Here is a 17,393-nt window from a genome sequence, read left to right as displayed (position 1 = left end):
GTTGCTGAAGAAAAAGCAGGATTACGACCCTGCCAGACGTTTGGGGGTTGCCCCCCAAACATAGAATCTCCCACAGGTTCACGCCAACGTCCGATCGGCGTCCCCCATTCGGCGGGACGCCGCTTGATCAGCCGATCTTCTCGAACTTCAAATCCCAAACCCCGTGCCCCAAACGCTCACCACGGCGCTCGAACTTGGTGATCGGACGCTCCGCAGGGCGCGGGACGCATTTGCCGTCTTCGGCCAGGTTGCGATACCCCGGCGCGACGCTCATGACTTCCAGCATGTACTCGGCATACGGTTCCCAGTCGGTGGCCATGTGCAGCACGCCGCCTGGCTTGAGCTTGCTGCGCACCAGCTCGGCGAACTCGGCCTGGACGATACGACGCTTGTGGTGACGCGCCTTGTGCCATGGGTCCGGGAAGAACAGCATCAGGCGATCGAGACTGTTGTCGGCCACGCAACGGTTGAGCACTTCGATCGCGTCGCAATCGTAGACCCGCACGTTGGTCAGGCCCTGGGTCAGCACACCATTGAGCAGCGCCCCCACGCCAGGGCGATGCACTTCAACGCCGATGAAATCCTGCTCAGGCGCCGCTGCTGCCATTTCCAGCAGCGAGTGGCCCATGCCGAAACCGATTTCCAAGGTGCGCGACGCCGAGCGACCGAACACCGTGTCGAAATCAACCGGCGCGTCGGCCAGCGGCAGCACAAACAGCGGCTTGCCCTGATCCAGACCGCGTTGCTGGCCTTCGGTCATGCGACCGGCGCGCATCACGAAGCTCTTGATGCGCCGATGATGGCTGTCATCGCCCTGTGCTTTACCGTCTTCGTCGTTCATCACTTCGTCGTCCGGAAGTGGGTCGGGCGTTTGCGAATCAATCATCAACAGGCTCTTACTTGATCAGACCATCCAGCGGCGAGGATGCGCTGGCGTAGAGTTTTTTCTGCATACGGCCAGCCAGGTAAGCCATGCGGCCTGCCAGGATGGCGTGCTTCATGGCTTCAGCCATGAGGATCGGTTGTTGCGCGTGGGCGATGGCCGAGTTCATCAGCACCGCTTCGCAGCCCAGTTCCATGGCGATGGTGGCATCGGACGCAGTGCCGACACCGGCATCGACCAGCACCGGGACTTTCGATTCTTCGAGGATGATCTGCAGGTTATACGGGTTGCAGATGCCAAGACCGCTGCCGATCAGACCGGCCAGGGGCATGATCGCGCAGCAGCCGATATCGGCCAGCTGGCGGGCGATGATCGGATCATCGCTGGTGTAGACCATCACGTCGAAGCCTTCCTTGACCAGCGTTTCAGCAGCCTTGAGGGTTTCGATCACGTTGGGGAAAAGGGTCTTCTGGTCCGCCAGCACTTCCAGTTTCACCAGATTGTGGCCGTCAAGCAGCTCACGGGCCAGGCGGCAGGTGCGCACGGCTTCGATGGCGTCGTAGCAGCCAGCCGTGTTGGGCAAGAAGGTGTAGCGATCCGGTGACAGCACCTGGAGCAGGTTCGGTTCGCCCTCGATCTGGCCGAGGTTGGTGCGGCGCACAGCGAAAGTGACGATCTCGGCGCCGGAGGCTTCAGTGGCCAGACGGGTTTCTTCCATATCCTTGTACTTGCCCGTGCCGACCAACAGGCGCGACTGGAAAGTACGACCGGCCACTGTAAACGGCTTGTCGCTACGAACGTTGCTCATCGGAAATCCTCTTTACGGTTGAGGTTCTTGCAGGTCTTCTGGATCAGGGCAGGCTGCGGCGCTGTGAATCAGCCGCCGCCGATGGCATGCACCACTTCGACCTGATCGCCTTCGTTCAGCGCCGTGGAAGCATGCTGGCTGCGCGGCACGATATCCAGATTGAGCTCGACCGCGATTCGACGCCCGGCCAGGTCCAGACGGGTCAGCAACGCCGCAACGGTCTCGCCGTCGGGCAGTTCATAGGATTCACCGTTCAACTGAATGCGCATGCGAGAGGCAGCCATCATTTTAGGGGCGAGCATTCTAGCCCGATCAGCCTGCCGGACCAAGGCAAAGCGGTGCCATTCGTCTCTACCAAGACGCAATGATGCACCTGTGGGAGGTCGACCACTTAAAGGGTATCCAAGCCCAAGCGCCACGCGAGCCAGCCCAGGATGAACCAGCCAATGAGGAAGCACAGGCCACCAATCGGCGTAATGATGCCCAGCTTGCTGACGCCGGTGAGGGTCAGCAGATAAAGGCTGCCGGAGAACAGCAGGATGCCCAGCACGAAGGCGATTCCGGCATAACTGACCAGTCGCCCCTGAATCTGCGTCGCCAGGATCGCCACACCGAAGATCGCCAGCGCGTGAATCAACTGGTACAGCACGCCGGTGTGGAAGATGGCGAGGTATTCGGGGGTCAGGCGGTTTTTCAGGCCGTGGGCCGCGAATGCGCCGAGGGCCACGCCGGTGAATCCGAAGAAAGCAGCCAACATCAGAAAGGTTCGAAGCATGTGTAACTCCAGGTTCAATGGCGCGTGATCTGTATAATGGCCCGCTCTACGGGTTCGGCCAAGCCATCTCTATGCTGCGTCTCCTCCTTCGTTGTGTCGCCAAAGGTCTGCTCTGGTTCGCAGCGGCCAGTGTCGTGCTGGTTTTGATCTTTCGCTTCGTCCCCCCGCCGTTCACGGCGTTGATGGTCGAGCGCAAGATCGAATCCTGGTTCGACGGCCAACCCATCGACCTGCAACGGGACTGGGAACCGTGGGAGAAAATCTCTGACGATCTCAAGGTCGCCGTCGTTGCAGGCGAAGACCAGAAATTCGCCGAGCACTGGGGTTTCGATATCGACGCCATCCAGGCCGCACTGGTTCACAACGAGCGTGGGGGCTCGATCCGCGGCGCCAGTACGCTGAGCCAGCAGGTCTCGAAAAACCTGTTTCTGTGGTCCGGCCGCAGCTACCTGCGCAAAGGGCTGGAGGCGTGGTTTACCGGGCTGATCGAGGTGCTCTGGTCCAAGCAACGGATTCTTGAGGTGTACGTCAACAGCGTGGAATGGGACGACGGCGTATTCGGCGCTCAGGCAGCCGCGCAGCACCATTTCCACGTCAACGCCAGCCAGCTGTCTAACCAGCAAGCGAGCTATCTCGCCGCCGTGCTTCCCAACCCTCGGGAATGGAGTGCCAGCCATCCCACCAGCTACGTCTCACGCCGCGCCGGCTGGATTCGCCAGCAGATGCGCCAGTTGGGTGGGGATGAGTATCTGGTGGGGTTGAACCATCGGCGTGAGTGGTGATGACCCACGTTCTCAAACTGTAGGAGCGCGCTTGCCCGCGATGGCTTGATCTCAGGCAAGTCAACGGGTCAGACAGACCCGTGTCGCGGGCAAGCGCACTCCTACGTTTAATTGCGCTGCCCGCACAAACAAAAACGCCCCGATCATCTCGGGGCGTTTTTTATTGCAGCTGACCGCTTACGCAGCAATCGACAGCTTGAGCTTGTTCATCGCGCTCTTTTCGAGCTGACGAATACGCTCGGCGGAGACGTTGTACTTCTCGGCGAGGTCGTGCAGCGTGGCTTTTTCCTCGGCCAGCCAGCGCTGGTAAAGAATGTCGCGGCTACGCTCGTCGAGCACGTTCAGCGCTTCGTGCAGGTTGGCCGTCGAGCTGTCGGTCCAGTCGGAATCTTCCAGCTGACGGGCCGGATCGTAACGATGGTCCTCCAGGTAATTGGCCGGGGACTGAAACGCGCTGTCGTCGTCTGCTTCAGAAGCCGGGTCGAACGCCATGTCCTGGCCGGTCAGACGGCTTTCCATTTCGCGCACTTCACGCGGCTCCACGCCCAGACTTTCCGCAACGCGATGCACTTCTTCGTTATTCAACCAGGCCAGGCGTTTCTTCTGGCTGCGCAGATTGAAGAACAGCTTGCGTTGGGCCTTGGTGGTCGCGACTTTCACGATGCGCCAGTTGCGCAGGATGAACTCGTGAATCTCGGCCTTGATCCAGTGCACTGCAAACGACACCAGACGAACGCCCATTTCAGGGTTGAAGCGCTTAACGGCCTTCATCAGACCGACGTTGCCTTCCTGAATAAGGTCAGCCTGAGCCAGGCCGTAACCGGAATAACTGCGTGCGATATGCACGACAAAACGCAGGTGGGCGAGCACCATCTGCCGAGCCGCCCCTAGATCCTGCTCGTAATAGAGACTCTCGGCCAGTTCACGCTCCTGCTCGGGCGTCAGCAGTGGAATGCTGTTCACCGTGTGCACGTAGGCTTCCAGGTTTGCACCCGGAACCAAGGCATAAGCAGGTTGCAAAGAATTGGTCATACGAAAAAACCTCCGACACATGACTCGTGCAGTTCAGCACTGCGAAAATTGACCGGGAACCGCTAAACAAGTTCCCTTAGCTGAAAAGTCAATAGGTGAAACAAAATTTACGCTACAAACGTTACCCGAACATTAAATCCTAACGAGGTGCCAGCTCTCTCAAATGGCGTGCAACCGCAATCCACGCACCGATATACCCCAACAGCACAGCCCCAAGCAAGAGTGACAGACCATCGGCCACCGGCACGCCAGCCAGGGAGAAATTGCTGCCATACAAGCCTGCCAGGCGTATCACTGCTTCGTTCAGCCAGTCCAGACCGAACGCCAGAATGCCCCATGACAGGATCCCCGCTCCGAAGCCATACAACGCGCCCATATAAAGGAAGGGCCTGCGCACATAGGCATCGGTGCCGCCCACCAGTTTAATGACTTCTATCTCCGTGCGGCGGTTCTCGATATGAAGACGAATGGTATTACCTATCACCAATAACAATGCCACAACGAGCAGCACAGTCAGGCCGAAGACGAAGCGATCACCCAGCTTGAGGATGGCCGCCAGACGCTCGACCCACACCAGATCCAGCTGCGCCTGTTGCACTTTCGGCATGGCAGCGAGGCGAGTACGTAATGCCTCCAGGGCCGGTTTGTCAACTTCAAGCGGCGTGACCAGCACGACGCCTGGCAGCGGGTTTTCAGGCAACTCCTTGAGCGCTTCGCCAAGCCCCGACTGCTGCTGGAACTCGTTCAGCGCCTGTTCACGGGAGATGTACTCCGCATCGGCGACGCCGTTCAGCTCTTTGATCTGGCTCACCAGACTCGCGCCTTCACTCGGTGAAGCATCCAGTTGCAAATACAGGGAGATTTGCGCCGCTCGCTGCCACGAACCGCCCAGGCGTTCGACGTTGCTCAGCAGCAACGACAACCCCATCGGCAGGCTCAACGCAACCGCCATCACCAGACAGGTAAAGAAGCTGCCAATCGGCTGCTTGCCCAGACGACGCAAGCTGTCGAGCATGCTCGACCGGTGGGCTTCGATCCACGCGTTGAACAACTGACCAAAACCGGGGCCGTCGTCATCGTCGTGTTTCTTTTTCTTCTGTGGGCCCGGCTCGGCGGCCTTGGGTGCCACGCGCTCGGAAACCTTTGGGCTGCGGGTGGCACTCATACGCCGGCCTCCCCGTCGCCAATCAGTCGGCCGCGTTGCAGGGTCAGCATGCGATGGCGCATACGTGCGATCAGGGCCAGGTCGTGACTGGCGATCAGCACGCTGGTGCCCAGACGATTGATGTCTTCGAATACACCCATGATCTCCGCTGCCAGACGTGGGTCGAGGTTACCGGTGGGTTCGTCCGCCAGCAGCAAGGCCGGGCGGTGAACGATGGCGCGGGCAATGCCGACGCGCTGCTGCTGGCCTGTGGACAAGTCGCCGGGATACAGCTCGGCCTTGTCGGACAGCGCCACGCGCTCCAGCGCCGAGTCGACGCGTTTGGTCACTTCGGCCTTGGACAGCCCAAGGATCTGCAAGGGCAGCGCGACGTTGTTGAACACGGTGCGATCAAACAACAATTGGTGGTTCTGGAATACAACGCCGATCTGGCGACGCAGAAACGGAATCTGCGCGTTGCTGATCTGGCCCAGGTCCTGCCCTGCCAGCAGCAGCTTGCCGGTGGTCGGGCGCTCCATGGCCAGCAGCAGGCGCAGCAGGGTACTTTTGCCGGCACCGGAGTGGCCGGTTACAAACAGAAACTCCCCACGACGCACTCGAAAGCTCAGCTCATGCAAGCCGACGTGTCCGTTCGGATAGCGTTTACCGACCTGTTCGAAACGAATCATGTGCGCTCCCGCTCGGCGAATAGGGCCTGTACAAAGGGTTCAGCCTCGAAAGTCCGCAAGTCGTCGATGCCTTCGCCGACGCCGATGTAACGGATGGGCAACCCGAACTGCTTGGCCAGCGCGAAGATCACCCCGCCTTTGGCCGTGCCGTCGAGCTTGGTCAGGGCGAGGCCCGTCAGGCTCACGGTCTGATTGAACTGCTTGGCCTGATTGATGGCGTTCTGACCTGTACCGGCATCGAGCACCAGCAGCACTTCGTGAGGCGCCGCTTCGTCCAGCTTGCCGATCACACGGCGAACCTTTTTCAGCTCTTCCATCAGGTTGTCTTTGGTGTGCAGACGACCCGCGGTGTCAGCGATCAGCACATCGATACCACGGGCCTTGGCGGCCTGCACGGCGTCGAAGATCACCGAAGCGGAATCCGCGCCAGTGTGCTGGGCAATGACCGGAATCTTGTTGCGCTCGCCCCAGACTTGCAGCTGCTCTACCGCCGCCGCGCGGAAAGTATCGCCCGCCGCCAGCATGACTTTCTTGCCTTCGAGCTGAAGCTTCTTGGCCAGCTTGCCGATGGTGGTGGTCTTGCCCGCGCCGTTGACGCCGACCACCAGGATCACGAACGGCTTGTGCTCAGCGGTGATGACCAACGGCGCTTCGACCGGCTTGAGCATTTCGGTCAGTTCGCTTTGCAGCGACTTGTACAGGGCATCGCTGTCGGTCAGCTGTTTACGCGCCACTTTCTGCGTCAGGTTACGCACGATCAGCGACGTCGCCTCTACGCCGACGTCGGCCGTAAGCAGGCGGGTTTCCAGCTCGTCGAGCATGTCGTCGTCGATGGCTTTCTTGCCCAGGAACAGGCTGGCCATGCCTTCGCCAAGGCTGGCGCTGGTCTTGGACAGGCCTTGCTTGAGGCGGGCGAAGAAACCGGGTTGCCTGGCTTGCGCAGGTTGCGGCACTTGTGGGACGACAGGGGTAGCTGGGGTCTCAACTGCGGGCACGACAGGGGCCACGACAGGTGCAACCGGCGCAGGCGTTGGCTGAGCCAGCGCAGGCAGATCATCGCCCGCCACAGGATCGGGCAAGGCAACCGGAATCGGCTCGATGGACGGCGGTACTTCAAAGGACGTGGTATCGACGACAGCCGGTTGCGCAGGAGGGTGCGGCAGCGCGACGTCCGACTGAACGTAGGAGGCGGTGTAAGCCGGGATTTCGGGCGTAACGTGAGGCTCGTGCTCGTCCGTCAGTGCCACAGGCTCTTCCGCGACCGGCAGTTTCAGCCAGGGCTCGGAAACCGGCTCTTCAAGCGCAGGCGCGGGGACAATGAGAGGTTGCGGCACATGGGTGGCAGGCGGGATGGCCGGGGGTGTCTGCGACTCGGCAGCGGACGGCGTCGACTCGACGACAGGCTCGGGCGCTGCTGCGGGTGCATCTTTTGGCTGCTCGGCGACGGTTTCCTGCGGCTTTTTACGCAGCCATCCGAACAGGCCTTTTTTCTCGCCAGCCGGGGCTGGGGTCTTCTTGTCGTCGTTGGAACCAAACATGGAGGACGGCTATCTCAAGGTAGCGACGCGCCAGAACGGCGCCTCTGAAAAATTCTGTATGCGAAACAGACTGCTTTTATGTCTGCTTGTTCATCTGTTGGCCGGTCGAGGGCCCGGGCAATCCCTACAAAATCACCCAGACGAACGACTTGCATCGTAGTCCGATTCCCAAGTATCGCTTTCGGGCATAGTCGGCAGCCAAACTGGCCGCTATCCTAACACCCCCGCGCCCGCCGACGCTAAGTTCACGCAGGCCGTCTCGAAGGTTCGAATTACGAATGAATGCTCTCGCCCGCCGTGCCGCAGGCTTTTTGCTCGGTACATTGTGTTTGCCCCTCACCGCCGTTGCCGCCGACCCTCAACCCACCACTGAATTCACACTGGATAACGGCCTGAAGGTGGTCGTGCGCGAAGATCACCGGGCGCCCGTCGTGGTATCGCAGGTCTGGTACAAGGTCGGCTCCAGCTACGAGACGCCGGGCCAGACTGGTCTTTCCCATGCGCTGGAACACATGATGTTCAAGGGCAGTTCCAAGGCAGGCCCCGGCGAAGCCTCGTTGATCCTGCGCGACCTGGGCGCGGAAGAAAACGCCTTCACCAGCGACGACTACACCGCGTACTACCAGGTGCTCGCCCGCGACCGCCTGAGCGTGGCCTTCGAGCTGGAAGCCGATCGCATGGCCAGCCTGCGCCTGCCGCCGGAAGAGTTCGCCCGGGAAATCGAGGTCATTAAAGAAGAGCGTCGCCTGCGCACCGACGACAAGCCCAACGCCAAGGCCTACGAGCGCTTCAAGGCCATCGCCTACCCGGCCAGCGGCTACCACACGCCGACCATCGGCTGGATGGCCGACCTGGACCGCATGAAGGTCCAAGAGCTGCGCCACTGGTACGAATCCTGGTACGTGCCGAACAACGCCACGCTGGTGGTGGTCGGTGACGTGAAACCCGACGAAGTGAAGGCCCTGGCCGAGCGTTTCTTCGGGCCGGTGCCGCGTCGGGACGTCCCACCGTCGAAAAAACCGCTTGAGCTGCCCGAGCCTGGCCTGCGCCAGATCACCGTGCATGTCGCCACCCAGATGCCCAGCCTGATGTACGGCTTCAACGTGCCCAGCCTGAGCACCGCCACCGACCCGCAATCGGTCAACGCACTGCGCCTGATCGCAGCTCTGCTTGACGGCGGCTACAGCGCGCGCATTCCTTCCCGTCTTGAACGCGGCGAGGAGCTGGTCACCGGTGCATCGTCGAACTACGACGCCTACACCCGCGGCGACAGCCTGTTCACCATCAGCGCCACACCGAACATGCAGAAGAAGAAAACCCTGGCGGACACCGAAGCCGGAATCTGGCGCCTGCTGGACGAACTCAAGAACAAGCCGCCGACCAAGGCCGAGCTTGAGCGGGTTCGCGCACAGGTCATCGCAGGCCTGGTGTACGAGCGCGATTCCATCACCAGCCAGGCGAGCACCATTGGCGAGCTGGAGACTGTCGGCCTGTCCTGGCGGCTCATCGATGGCGAGCTGGCCGCGCTGCAAAGCGTGACCCCGGAGGACATCCAGAAAGCCGCACGCACCTATTTCACTCGCGAACGCCTTGCCGTCGCCCACGTTCTGCCTGAGGAGAAAGCCCAATGACCAAGCGCATCGATGCACGCGCTGTGCGAACCCGGGCCCCTGCACTGCTGCTGGCTGTGGCACTTGGCCTGGGCAACATCACATCGGCCATGGCCGACACTCCCGCCGAAACGCCCAAGGCCATCGACAAGGCCGCCAACACTCTGACCTCGCTCAAGGAGCTCGACGGCAAGGCACCGGCCCGCCGCGCCCTGAATATCCAGTCGTGGAACACGGCCGAAGGCGCCCGCGTGCTGTTCGTCGAAGCCCACGAATTGCCGATGTTCGACATGCGCGTGCTGTTCGCCGCAGGCAGTAGTCAGGACGGCGCGACACCCGGCATCGCCCTGATCACCAACGCCATGCTCAACGAAGGCGTCAAAGGCAAGGACGTGAGCGCCATCGCCGCGGGCTTCGAAGACCTGGGCGCCGATTTCGGCAATGGCTCCTATCGCGACATGGCCCTCGCATCGCTGCGCAGCCTGAGCGCGCCAGACAAACGTGAGCCGGCCCTCAAGCTGTTCTCGGAAGTCGTCGGCAAACCGACCTTCCCCGCCGACTCGCTGGCGCGCATCAAAAACCAGCTGATGGCCAGTTTCGAATACCAGAAGCAGAACCCCGGCAAACTGGCGGGCGACGAGCTGTTCAAGCGCCTGTATGGCGATCACCCTTACGCGCACCCGAGCATGGGTAATGCCAAGAGCATCACGCCGATCAATCTCGCTCAGCTCAAAGCCTTCCACGCCAAGGCCTACGCGGCGGGCAACGCAGTGATTGCGCTGGTCGGCGACCTGTCTCGCGCAGAGGCTGAAGCGGTTGCGGCACAAGTCTCGTCTTCGCTGCCAAAAGGCCCGGCGCTGGCGAAAACCATCGCGCCAACCGAGCCCAAGCCGGTCGAAACCCACATCGAATTCCCGTCCAAGCAGACTCACCTGATGCTCGCTGAACTGGGCATCGATCGCGCCGACCCGGATTACGCAGCGCTGTCGCTGGGTAACTCGATCCTGGGCGGTGGCGGTTTCGGCAGCCGCCTGATGACTGAAGTGCGCGAAAAACGCGGCCTGACTTACGGCGTCTCGTCGGGCTTCACTCCGATGCAGGCCCAGGGCCCGTTCATGATCGGCCTGCAAACCCGTGCCGAACTGAGCGAAAACACCCTGAAACTGGTCAAGGACGTCACTCGCGACTTCCTTGCCAACGGCCCGACCCAGAAAGAACTCGACGACGCCAAACGCGAACTCGCTGGCAGTTTCCCGCTGTCGACCGCAAGCAATTCGGCGATCGTTGGCCAACTGGGCGCCATCGGCTTCTATAATCTGCCTCTGTCCTACCTCGAAGATTTCATGACGCAATCCCAGAGCGTCACCGTCGAGCAGATCAAGGCGGTGATGAACAAACACCTGAACGTGGACAACCTAGTGATCGTGACCGCGGGCCCCACTGTCCCGCAGAAGCCGCTGCCGCCCCCTACCGATAGACCCGCCGAACAACCCCTCGGCGTTCCGGAGCACTGATGACCTCGACTTCCAAGCCGCCGCGCGTACACAAAGGCCATAAAATCCATACGGGCCTTGGCCAGTTGCGCATTATCGGCGGCGAATGGCGCAGTCGGCGTCTGAGTTTTCCCGATGCCCCCGGCCTGCGCCCGACGCCGGACCGGGTGCGCGAAACCCTGTTCAACTGGCTGGCCCCCTACATCGAAGGCGCTCGCGTGCTCGACCCGTTCGCGGGCAGTGGCGCGCTGTTCCTCGAAGCCTTGTCCCGCGGCGCCAGCATGGGCTTGGCACTGGATGCCAACTCAGCCGCCATTTCCAGCTTGCGTGAACACCTGGGCACGCTGCGCTGCACGGTCGGCAAGACCTCGGCTGGCGACGCCCTGCGTTACCTGGAAACCCAGGCCGCAGAGCCCTTCGACGTGGTTTTCCTCGACCCGCCCTTCCACCAGAACCTGCTCGTTCCGGCCTGCACATTGCTCGAGGAGCGCGGCTGGCTGGCCAACGACGCCTGGATCTATACCGAAAGCGAAACGGCACCGTCGACCCTCGGCCTGCCGGGCAACTGGCGTCTGCACCGGGAGAAGAAGACCGGGCAAGTGCACTATGCATTGTGGGAACGCAGTGGCCTCGTCAGCTGACAGCCGTCCGTTCGTCCCGGCGTTCGGCATCGGCAATCCCCACCTGCAAACCCTGTGGGGGCCGATCTGGCGCAAGACCCTTCACCTGCAACGCCGTCGCGAGCGCATGTGGCTCGACGACGGCGACTTCCTCGATCTGGACTGGCACGGCCCTCACGATGCCAAGGTGCCCGTGGTGCTGGTGCTGCATGGCCTGACCGGTTCCTCCAACTCGCCTTATGTCGTCGGCTTGCAGCAGGCGATGGAGAAACGCGGCTGGACCAGCGTTGCGCTGAACTGGCGAGGCTGTTCGGGCGAGCCCAATCTGCTGCCGCGCAGCTATCACTCCGGGGTCAGCGATGACCTCGCCGCCGTGATCGCCCACATCCGCACCGCACGGCCCATGGCGCCGCTGTATGCCGTGGGTTATTCGCTGGGTGGCAACATTCTGCTCAAGCATTTGGGCGAGTCGGGGCTGGAAAGTCAGTTGCAAGGGGCCGCAGCGGTGTCAGTACCGTTTCGTCTGGACGAATGCGCAGACCGCATCGGGCTGGGGTTCTCCCGGGTCTATCAGCGCCACTTCATGCGCGAGATGGTGGGATACATCAAGGACAAACAGCGGCGCTTCCAGCACGAAGGCATGAACGAGGGTCTGGCCACACTCGCAGCGCTGGGCTCGCTGGACAACTTGCGCACGTTCTGGGATTTCGACGGCAAGGTCACCGCGCCACTGAACGGCTTTGTAGACGCCCAGGATTACTACCGACGCGCGTCGAGCCGCTATTTCCTCGGCGCGATTCGCACGCCCACCTTGTTGGTGCAATCGCTCGACGACCCGTTCGTCTTCAAGCACAGCCTGCCTGCGCTCAGCGAGTTGTCGGCCAGCACTCGATTCGACTTGCAGGCGCGGGGCGGGCATGTCGGCTTCGTCGGCGGTTCGGTCAAAAAACCGCTCTACTATCTGGAGCAGCGGATTCCGGACTGGCTGGTGGATGTCCATGGTTCGCAAAGCATTTGGCAGCCCAGCAACTGACATCCGTGGGAGTGAGCTTGCTCACGAAAAGCCAGCAGATCCACAGGACATGCAGGGTTGAAACTGTCTTCGTGAGCGAGCTCACACCCGCAAAGGTTTGCGAGCCTCTCACTTGCAAGATCGTTCAAGACAGCCTGCCACCACCGGCCTACCCTTCGGGACATAAGGAGAAACACCATGTCCCGCAATCAACTTTATGTTCGCGGCCTTCGCGACAGCGTCCCCATGCTGGTCGGCATCGCGCCGTTCGGCATCATCTTCGGAACCCTGGCAGGCGTCGGCGGCTTGTCCCTCTGGCAAGCGGTCGGTATGTCGATGTTCGTCTACGCCGGCTCCGCTCAGTTCATCGTGGTCAGCCTGATGGGCGCTGGCGCCAGCGCCGTGGTGATCTTGCTGACGACCTTCATCGTCAATCTGCGCCATGTCCTTTACAGCGCCACGATGCAGCCGCAAGTCCAGGGTTTGCCGCAGCGCTGGCGACTGCTGCTGGCCTTCTGGCTAACCGATGAGAGCTTCGCCGTGGTCCAGCGTTACTACCTCGTCCACGGCCGCACGCCGCTGGCGCACTGGTATTGGCTGGGGGTGACCAGCGCGCTGTATGCCTGCTGGGTCGGCAGTTCGCTAGTGGGCGTATTGTTCGGCCAAGCGGTTCCGGACATGGCCCGATGGGGGCTGGAATTCGCGATGTTGGCGACCTTTATCGGCATCGTGGTGCCCTTATTGCGCAATCAGCCGCAAATCGCAGCCGCGCTGGCAGCAGGCGCGGTGGCACTGATGACGTGGTCGCTGCCGTACAAGCTGGGACTGATGGCGGCGGCATTCAGCGGGATCGCTGTGGGGGTACTGCTGGAGCGTCGTCAGGGCGCAGGGCAGAAAGAGGCGTCATGCAAGGAGGCACACTCATGAACTACTGGTGGCTGATTCTGGGGATGAGCGCAATCACCTTTCTGATGCGCTACAGCCTGTTCGCCTGGCCAGACTTGCGCTTCCCGCCGGTGGTGCGACAGGGCCTGCATTACGTGCCGACCGCTGTGCTGACCGCCATCGTGGTGCCAGGCATGCTGTTGCCGGATGGGCAGCACTGGCAGGTGTCGCTCGATAACGCTTACCTGCTGGCCGGTATCGTTGCCATCGGCATTGCGGCGTTCAGCCGTAATCTGCTGGCCACGATCGGCGGAGGGCTTGCGGTGTTCTTCCTGCTTCGCTGGGCATTGGGCCAAATTTGAAGATCAGCTCCCGGATTCGCACGTGTTGAAGGTTATAAGCAAAGAATTAAAAATTCTTTTCCGTTATAACCACCAGCACTGATTATGCAGCTACCGAATGATTTGCGCCGGCAACCATCACCAAGGACAGCTGCAGTGAGTGATCCGATTTTCCGACTGGCCAATGTCAGCAAAACGTTCGAGCGCGACAACGCTGCTATCACTGCGCTGGAAGATATTCACCTGGAGATTCAGCGCGGCAGCTTTCTGGGCATCGTCGGCACCTCAGGCGCCGGGAAAAGCACGCTGCTGCGCCTGCTCAACCTGCTGGAAACACCCTCGGCGGGCACCATCGAATTCAATGGCCAGGATCTGGCGAAACTGAACCTCAAAGGTCAACGCCAATACCTGTCGAAAGTCTCGACCATCTTTCAGCACTTCAATCTGTTCCACGGCAAGACGGTCCTGGATAACGTCGCGTTTCCGCTGGCGATCCGCGGGGTGCCTGCTGCCGAGCGCTATGCGCGGGCGCGAGAGTTGATTGACAAAGTCGGTTTGAAGGATCGCGAAGGCCACTACCCTTCGCAACTGTCAGGGGGGCAAAAACAGCGCGTCGGCATCGCCCGCGCCCTGATCACCAACCCCGACGTGCTGCTGTGTGACGAGGCGACCAGCGCGCTGGATTCGCAAACCACGCAGACCATTCTCGACCTGCTGGCCGAACTCAAGCGGCTCTACGGCTTTACCGTGATCCTCATCACCCACGCCTGGGACGTCATTCGTTATGCCTGCGACGCTGCCGTGCTGGTCGAGCATGGGCGGATCACCGAGGGCGGCACGCTCAAACAAGTGATCCAGCGCGAGCACTCGGTGCTCAAGGATCACCTGCTGCCGCTGAACAAGGACGCCGCCTGGCAGCATGGCCCGGACACCCTCGACCTGATTTTCGAACACCCCGAAACCCAGACCGACCTGCTCTCTACGCTTTCCAGCGCGCTGCGGGTCGACTTCTCGATCCTGTCCGGGCGCGTGGACAACCTGGGCAAAACCCCCATCGCCCGGTTTCAGGTGCGGTTTCGCCCGCGCCACCCGCAAACCCAGGTGGATGTCGTGCAAGTCAGGCAATGGCTGACCGACCAGATGATCACCGTCAATCTCTGATATTCGCTCGAGCGCCCCATGGACCCTATCACCTGGCAGACCTACCTTCCGGATTTCTGGGCCGCACTGGCCCAGACCCTCTACATGATCGCCATCGCCGGCCCCTGCATCATCGTGGCGGGCCTGACCATCGGCACCACGCTGTACCTGATCGCGCCGCAGTCCATTTCGCCACGGCCTGCGCTGTATTACCTGCTGACCACGGCGGTCAACGTTGGCCGTTCCATTCCGTTTCTGATCCTGATCGTGCTGCTGATCCCCATCACCCGCGCGACCGTGGGCACCACCCTCGGGCCAATCGCGGCCATCATTCCGCTGGTGCTGGGCTTCACGCCGTTCTTCTCGCGGCTGGTGGAGTCAGTGTTGCGTGAGCTGGACCAAGGCCGCATCGAAGCCGCGCGCGCCATGGGCGTGACGCGTTTTCAGCTGATATTTCGAGTGCTGCTGCCCGAGTCGTTTTCCGGCCTGCTCAATGCCATCACCATCATTCTGGTGGGCACCGTCGAAGGCACGGCCGTGGCCGGCGCCGTGGGTGCTGGCGGGGTGGGCGACTTCGCCATCGAGTTCGGCTACCAGCGCTTCTACGGCGAGCTGATGTTCATCTCGGTGTTCGCCATGGTCATCATCGTGCAGCTGATTCAGATCAGCGGCGACGTCTGGATTCGCGCACGCCGCCACAAGCGCTAGCCGCCAGGATTTCAAGGCCGGTCGCGAGACAGGCCGCCCCGTTCCCCATCTGTCGAAGAGAAATCATGGAAAACACTCGAGTCACGTCCAGACGCAAGGCAGTGCTGACTGCCGGTATTGCAGTGATTGCCGTCGGCACCGCAATGGTCATGCCGGTTTTTATGGGCAAGCAGAATTACGCCTCGGCCAGCGAAGTGGCGAGCACCGCCAACAAAGGCACGACCGTGCCCGACACGCCGCTGAAGATCTACGCCACCGCATCGCCCCAGGGCGACATCGTGCGCTTCGTGCAGAAACTGGCCGACGCCGACGGTTCGGGACTCAAGCTCAAACTGACCACCAGCGGCGGCAGCGGTGCGCTGGATTCCTACGAGCTGCTGGCCAATGGCGACACCGACGTCAACTTCACCGGGCACCAACCCTACGTCAACGCCTGGAAAGTCGCGCACCCCAAACTCAACAATTTCGATGGCAAGGCGACCGTGCTGCTAAACGCGTTCGGCCTGTATTCGGTGAAGTACAAGAGCCCCAAGGATCTGCCTGACGGCGCGAAAATCCTCGTCCCGAACGAGCAGACCAACCTGCCGAGGTCGCTGTTCATCCTGCAGGACCTGGGCCTGATCAAACTCAATGTGGAGAAACTCGACAGCTCGCCAGCGGCCATTTCAGTAAGCGAGAAATCAATCGTCGACAACCCTCACCACCTGAAACTGGTGCCCACCGACACCGTCTTGCGCGCCAAGGCGCTGCCGGATGCCGATGCAAGTTTCATCAACGGCGACGTTGCGCTGTCGAACGGGGTCGACCCTTCACAGGCGCTGGTGCGCGAACACATCACCGATAACCCGTACGCCAACCTGATCTACGCCCGCAACGACATGCTCGACGACCCGCGGGTAACGCTGCTGGCCAAGTACCTGACCGGGCCTGAGGTGAAGCAGTTCATCGAAGCCAACTACCGGGGCTTTGTGGTGCCGGATCAGAAGCTCGTTCGCTGATGACGTGACACGCGGGCCGCCTTGAACTCGGCCCGCGCCAAGTCATTCCCCCGTCGCAACCCCACGCTGGGGATCGTTGATCCACTCGCTCCAGGAGCCTGCATACAGGCGCCCCAACGGATAACCCGCAAGGCACAGCGCGAAGAGGTTGTGACAGGCCGTGACCCCGGAGCCGCAGTAAGCGACCAGCTGCTCAGGCGCACGCCCGTTGAGGGTTTGCGCAAAGCGCTGCTTGAGTTGATCCGCTGGCAGGAAACGACCATCGGGCCCCAGGTTGTCAGTGAAGGCTGCGCATTGCGCGCCGGGGATGTGCCCGGCCACCGGGTCGATGGGCTCGACTTCGCCCCGGAAACGCGCAGGCGCACGGGCGTCGATCAGGGTGACATCCGGCCTGTCGAGTTGCTTCTGCACGTCGGCGGCGCTCAGCACCAGCCTGTCGTCCGGCTTGCCCTGAAACGTTCCTTCGCGATGCTCCGGCGGGTCAAGACTCAACGGTAGACCTGCGGCATGCCAGGCCTTCAAACCGCCATCGAGCACATACACACCCTCGCGCTTGCCCAGCCACGCCAGCAGCCACCAGGCGCGAGCGGCATAGGCACCGGGGCCGTCGTCATAAAGCACGATGTCACTGTCGTTGTGCACGCCCCAGAATTGCAGACGCTCGATCAACGTCTGCGGATCAGGCAACGGATGGCGACCAGTCACGCCCTTGGTGATCGGCCCGCTCAGGTCTCTGAGCAGATCAGCGTAGGACGAACCCTCGATGTGCCCCTCCGCATAGCTACGCTGGCCGTAGTCCAGATCATCAAGGGAAGAACGACAATCAAGAATCACAAGCCCGGGCTGCTGTTGGCGTTCGGCCAATTGTTGCGGGCTGATCAATTGCGCGATGGACATGACGGGCTCCTGCAGACAGTAAAAGTGGCTAAAGCGTT

General features: G+C 61.5%; 18 protein-coding genes and 1 pseudogene. 10 read left to right on the top strand and 9 right to left on the bottom strand.

Annotated elements, in window-relative coordinates:
- Window positions 1–127: 127 nt before the first annotated feature.
- From trmB to AC07V9_RS27390, 4 genes are all read right to left on the bottom strand, one after another.
- Window positions 128–841, bottom strand: coding sequence for a tRNA (guanosine(46)-N7)-methyltransferase TrmB (gene trmB / locus AC07V9_RS27405; RefSeq protein ID WP_495018749.1), 714 nt, complete (start codon window positions 839–841; stop codon window positions 128–130).
- Window positions 842–896: 55 nt separating this feature from the next.
- A complete protein-coding gene (locus tag AC07V9_RS27400; RefSeq protein WP_495018745.1) occupies window positions 897–1,691 on the bottom strand; it encodes a thiazole synthase in 795 nt (264 codons plus the stop codon).
- A gap of 68 nt (window positions 1,692–1,759) precedes the next feature.
- Window positions 1,760–1,960, bottom strand: coding sequence for a sulfur carrier protein ThiS (thiS, locus tag AC07V9_RS27395; protein ID WP_296186335.1), 201 nt, complete (start codon window positions 1,958–1,960; stop codon window positions 1,760–1,762).
- Window positions 1,961–2,082: 122 nt separating this feature from the next.
- Window positions 2,083–2,466, bottom strand: coding sequence for a DUF423 domain-containing protein (locus AC07V9_RS27390; RefSeq protein WP_400608707.1), 384 nt, complete (start codon window positions 2,464–2,466; stop codon window positions 2,083–2,085).
- Window positions 2,467–2,537: 71 nt separating this feature from the next.
- On the opposite strand from AC07V9_RS27390, the gene mtgA reads away from it, so the two are divergent.
- Window positions 2,538–3,248 (top strand): monofunctional biosynthetic peptidoglycan transglycosylase, encoded by a 711-nt coding sequence (mtgA, locus tag AC07V9_RS27385; protein WP_495018744.1) that lies wholly within the window; start codon window positions 2,538–2,540, stop codon window positions 3,246–3,248.
- Between the two features lie 177 nt (window positions 3,249–3,425).
- On the opposite strand, the gene rpoH is transcribed toward mtgA, so the two are convergent.
- The 4 genes from rpoH to ftsY all read right to left on the bottom strand — a co-directional run bounded on the left by rpoH (window position 3,426) and on the right by ftsY (window position 7,651).
- Window positions 3,426–4,280: an RNA polymerase sigma factor RpoH gene (gene rpoH, locus AC07V9_RS27380; protein WP_495018743.1), complete on the bottom strand. Its 855-nt coding sequence runs from the start codon at window positions 4,278–4,280 to the stop codon at window positions 3,426–3,428.
- Between the two features lie 139 nt (window positions 4,281–4,419).
- The gene (ftsX, locus tag AC07V9_RS27375) at window positions 4,420–5,445 is read right to left on the bottom strand and encodes a permease-like cell division protein FtsX (RefSeq protein ID WP_495018742.1); all 1,026 of its coding nucleotides are present in this window, start codon (window positions 5,443–5,445) and stop codon (window positions 4,420–4,422) included.
- On the bottom strand, window positions 5,442–6,113 hold the full coding sequence (gene ftsE, locus AC07V9_RS27370) for a cell division ATP-binding protein FtsE (protein ID WP_166595768.1): 672 nt from the start codon (window positions 6,111–6,113) through the stop codon (window positions 5,442–5,444). Before ftsE ends, ftsX begins: the two co-directional genes overlap by 4 nt.
- The gene (gene ftsY, locus AC07V9_RS27365) at window positions 6,110–7,651 is read right to left on the bottom strand and encodes a signal recognition particle-docking protein FtsY (protein WP_495018741.1); all 1,542 of its coding nucleotides are present in this window, start codon (window positions 7,649–7,651) and stop codon (window positions 6,110–6,112) included. Before ftsY ends, ftsE begins: the two co-directional genes overlap by 4 nt.
- A 278-nt stretch (window positions 7,652–7,929) precedes the next feature.
- On the opposite strand from ftsY, the gene AC07V9_RS27360 reads away from it, so the two are divergent.
- From AC07V9_RS27360 to AC07V9_RS27320, 9 genes and pseudogenes are all read left to right on the top strand, one after another.
- Window positions 7,930–9,282, top strand: coding sequence for a M16 family metallopeptidase (locus AC07V9_RS27360; protein ID WP_495018740.1), 1,353 nt, complete (start codon window positions 7,930–7,932; stop codon window positions 9,280–9,282).
- Window positions 9,283–9,425: 143 nt separating this feature from the next.
- A pseudogene (locus AC07V9_RS27355) lies at window positions 9,426–10,775 on the top strand (M16 family metallopeptidase); the annotation flags it as partial.
- Window positions 10,775–11,395, top strand: coding sequence for a 16S rRNA (guanine(966)-N(2))-methyltransferase RsmD (gene rsmD / locus AC07V9_RS27350; protein WP_495018739.1), 621 nt, complete (start codon window positions 10,775–10,777; stop codon window positions 11,393–11,395). The pseudogene AC07V9_RS27355 and the gene rsmD, both read left to right, overlap by 1 nt.
- Window positions 11,379–12,407, top strand: a complete 1,029-nt coding sequence (locus tag AC07V9_RS27345; RefSeq protein ID WP_495018738.1) for a hydrolase — start codon at window positions 11,379–11,381, stop codon at window positions 12,405–12,407. Before rsmD ends, AC07V9_RS27345 begins: the two co-directional genes overlap by 17 nt.
- 177 nt (window positions 12,408–12,584) lie before the next feature.
- A complete protein-coding gene (locus tag AC07V9_RS27340; RefSeq protein WP_495018737.1) occupies window positions 12,585–13,313 on the top strand; it encodes an AzlC family ABC transporter permease in 729 nt (242 codons plus the stop codon).
- The gene (locus AC07V9_RS27335; RefSeq protein WP_495018736.1) at window positions 13,310–13,633 is read left to right on the top strand and encodes an AzlD domain-containing protein; all 324 of its coding nucleotides are present in this window, start codon (window positions 13,310–13,312) and stop codon (window positions 13,631–13,633) included. The genes AC07V9_RS27340 and AC07V9_RS27335 overlap by 4 nt, the downstream gene beginning before the upstream one ends.
- 135 nt (window positions 13,634–13,768) lie before the next feature.
- Window positions 13,769–14,773: a methionine ABC transporter ATP-binding protein gene (locus AC07V9_RS27330; RefSeq protein WP_495018735.1), complete on the top strand. Its 1,005-nt coding sequence runs from the start codon at window positions 13,769–13,771 to the stop codon at window positions 14,771–14,773.
- Window positions 14,774–14,791: 18 nt separating this feature from the next.
- Window positions 14,792–15,460, top strand: coding sequence for a methionine ABC transporter permease (locus AC07V9_RS27325; protein WP_495018734.1), 669 nt, complete (start codon window positions 14,792–14,794; stop codon window positions 15,458–15,460).
- Window positions 15,461–15,525: 65 nt separating this feature from the next.
- On the top strand, window positions 15,526–16,458 hold the full coding sequence (locus AC07V9_RS27320; RefSeq protein ID WP_495018733.1) for a MetQ/NlpA family ABC transporter substrate-binding protein: 933 nt from the start codon (window positions 15,526–15,528) through the stop codon (window positions 16,456–16,458).
- 42 nt (window positions 16,459–16,500) lie between these two features.
- On the opposite strand, the gene AC07V9_RS27315 is transcribed toward AC07V9_RS27320, so the two are convergent.
- Window positions 16,501–17,355 carry a sulfurtransferase gene (locus AC07V9_RS27315; protein ID WP_495018732.1) on the bottom strand — a complete coding sequence of 285 codons (855 nt, stop codon included), beginning with the start codon at window positions 17,353–17,355 and terminating at the stop codon, window positions 16,501–16,503.
- Window positions 17,356–17,393 lie beyond the last annotated feature (38 nt).

It is taken from the genome of Pseudomonas sp. GW821-FHT02A11 (assembly GCF_059421985.1).
This window is presented reverse-complemented; position numbering and strand designations above follow the sequence as displayed.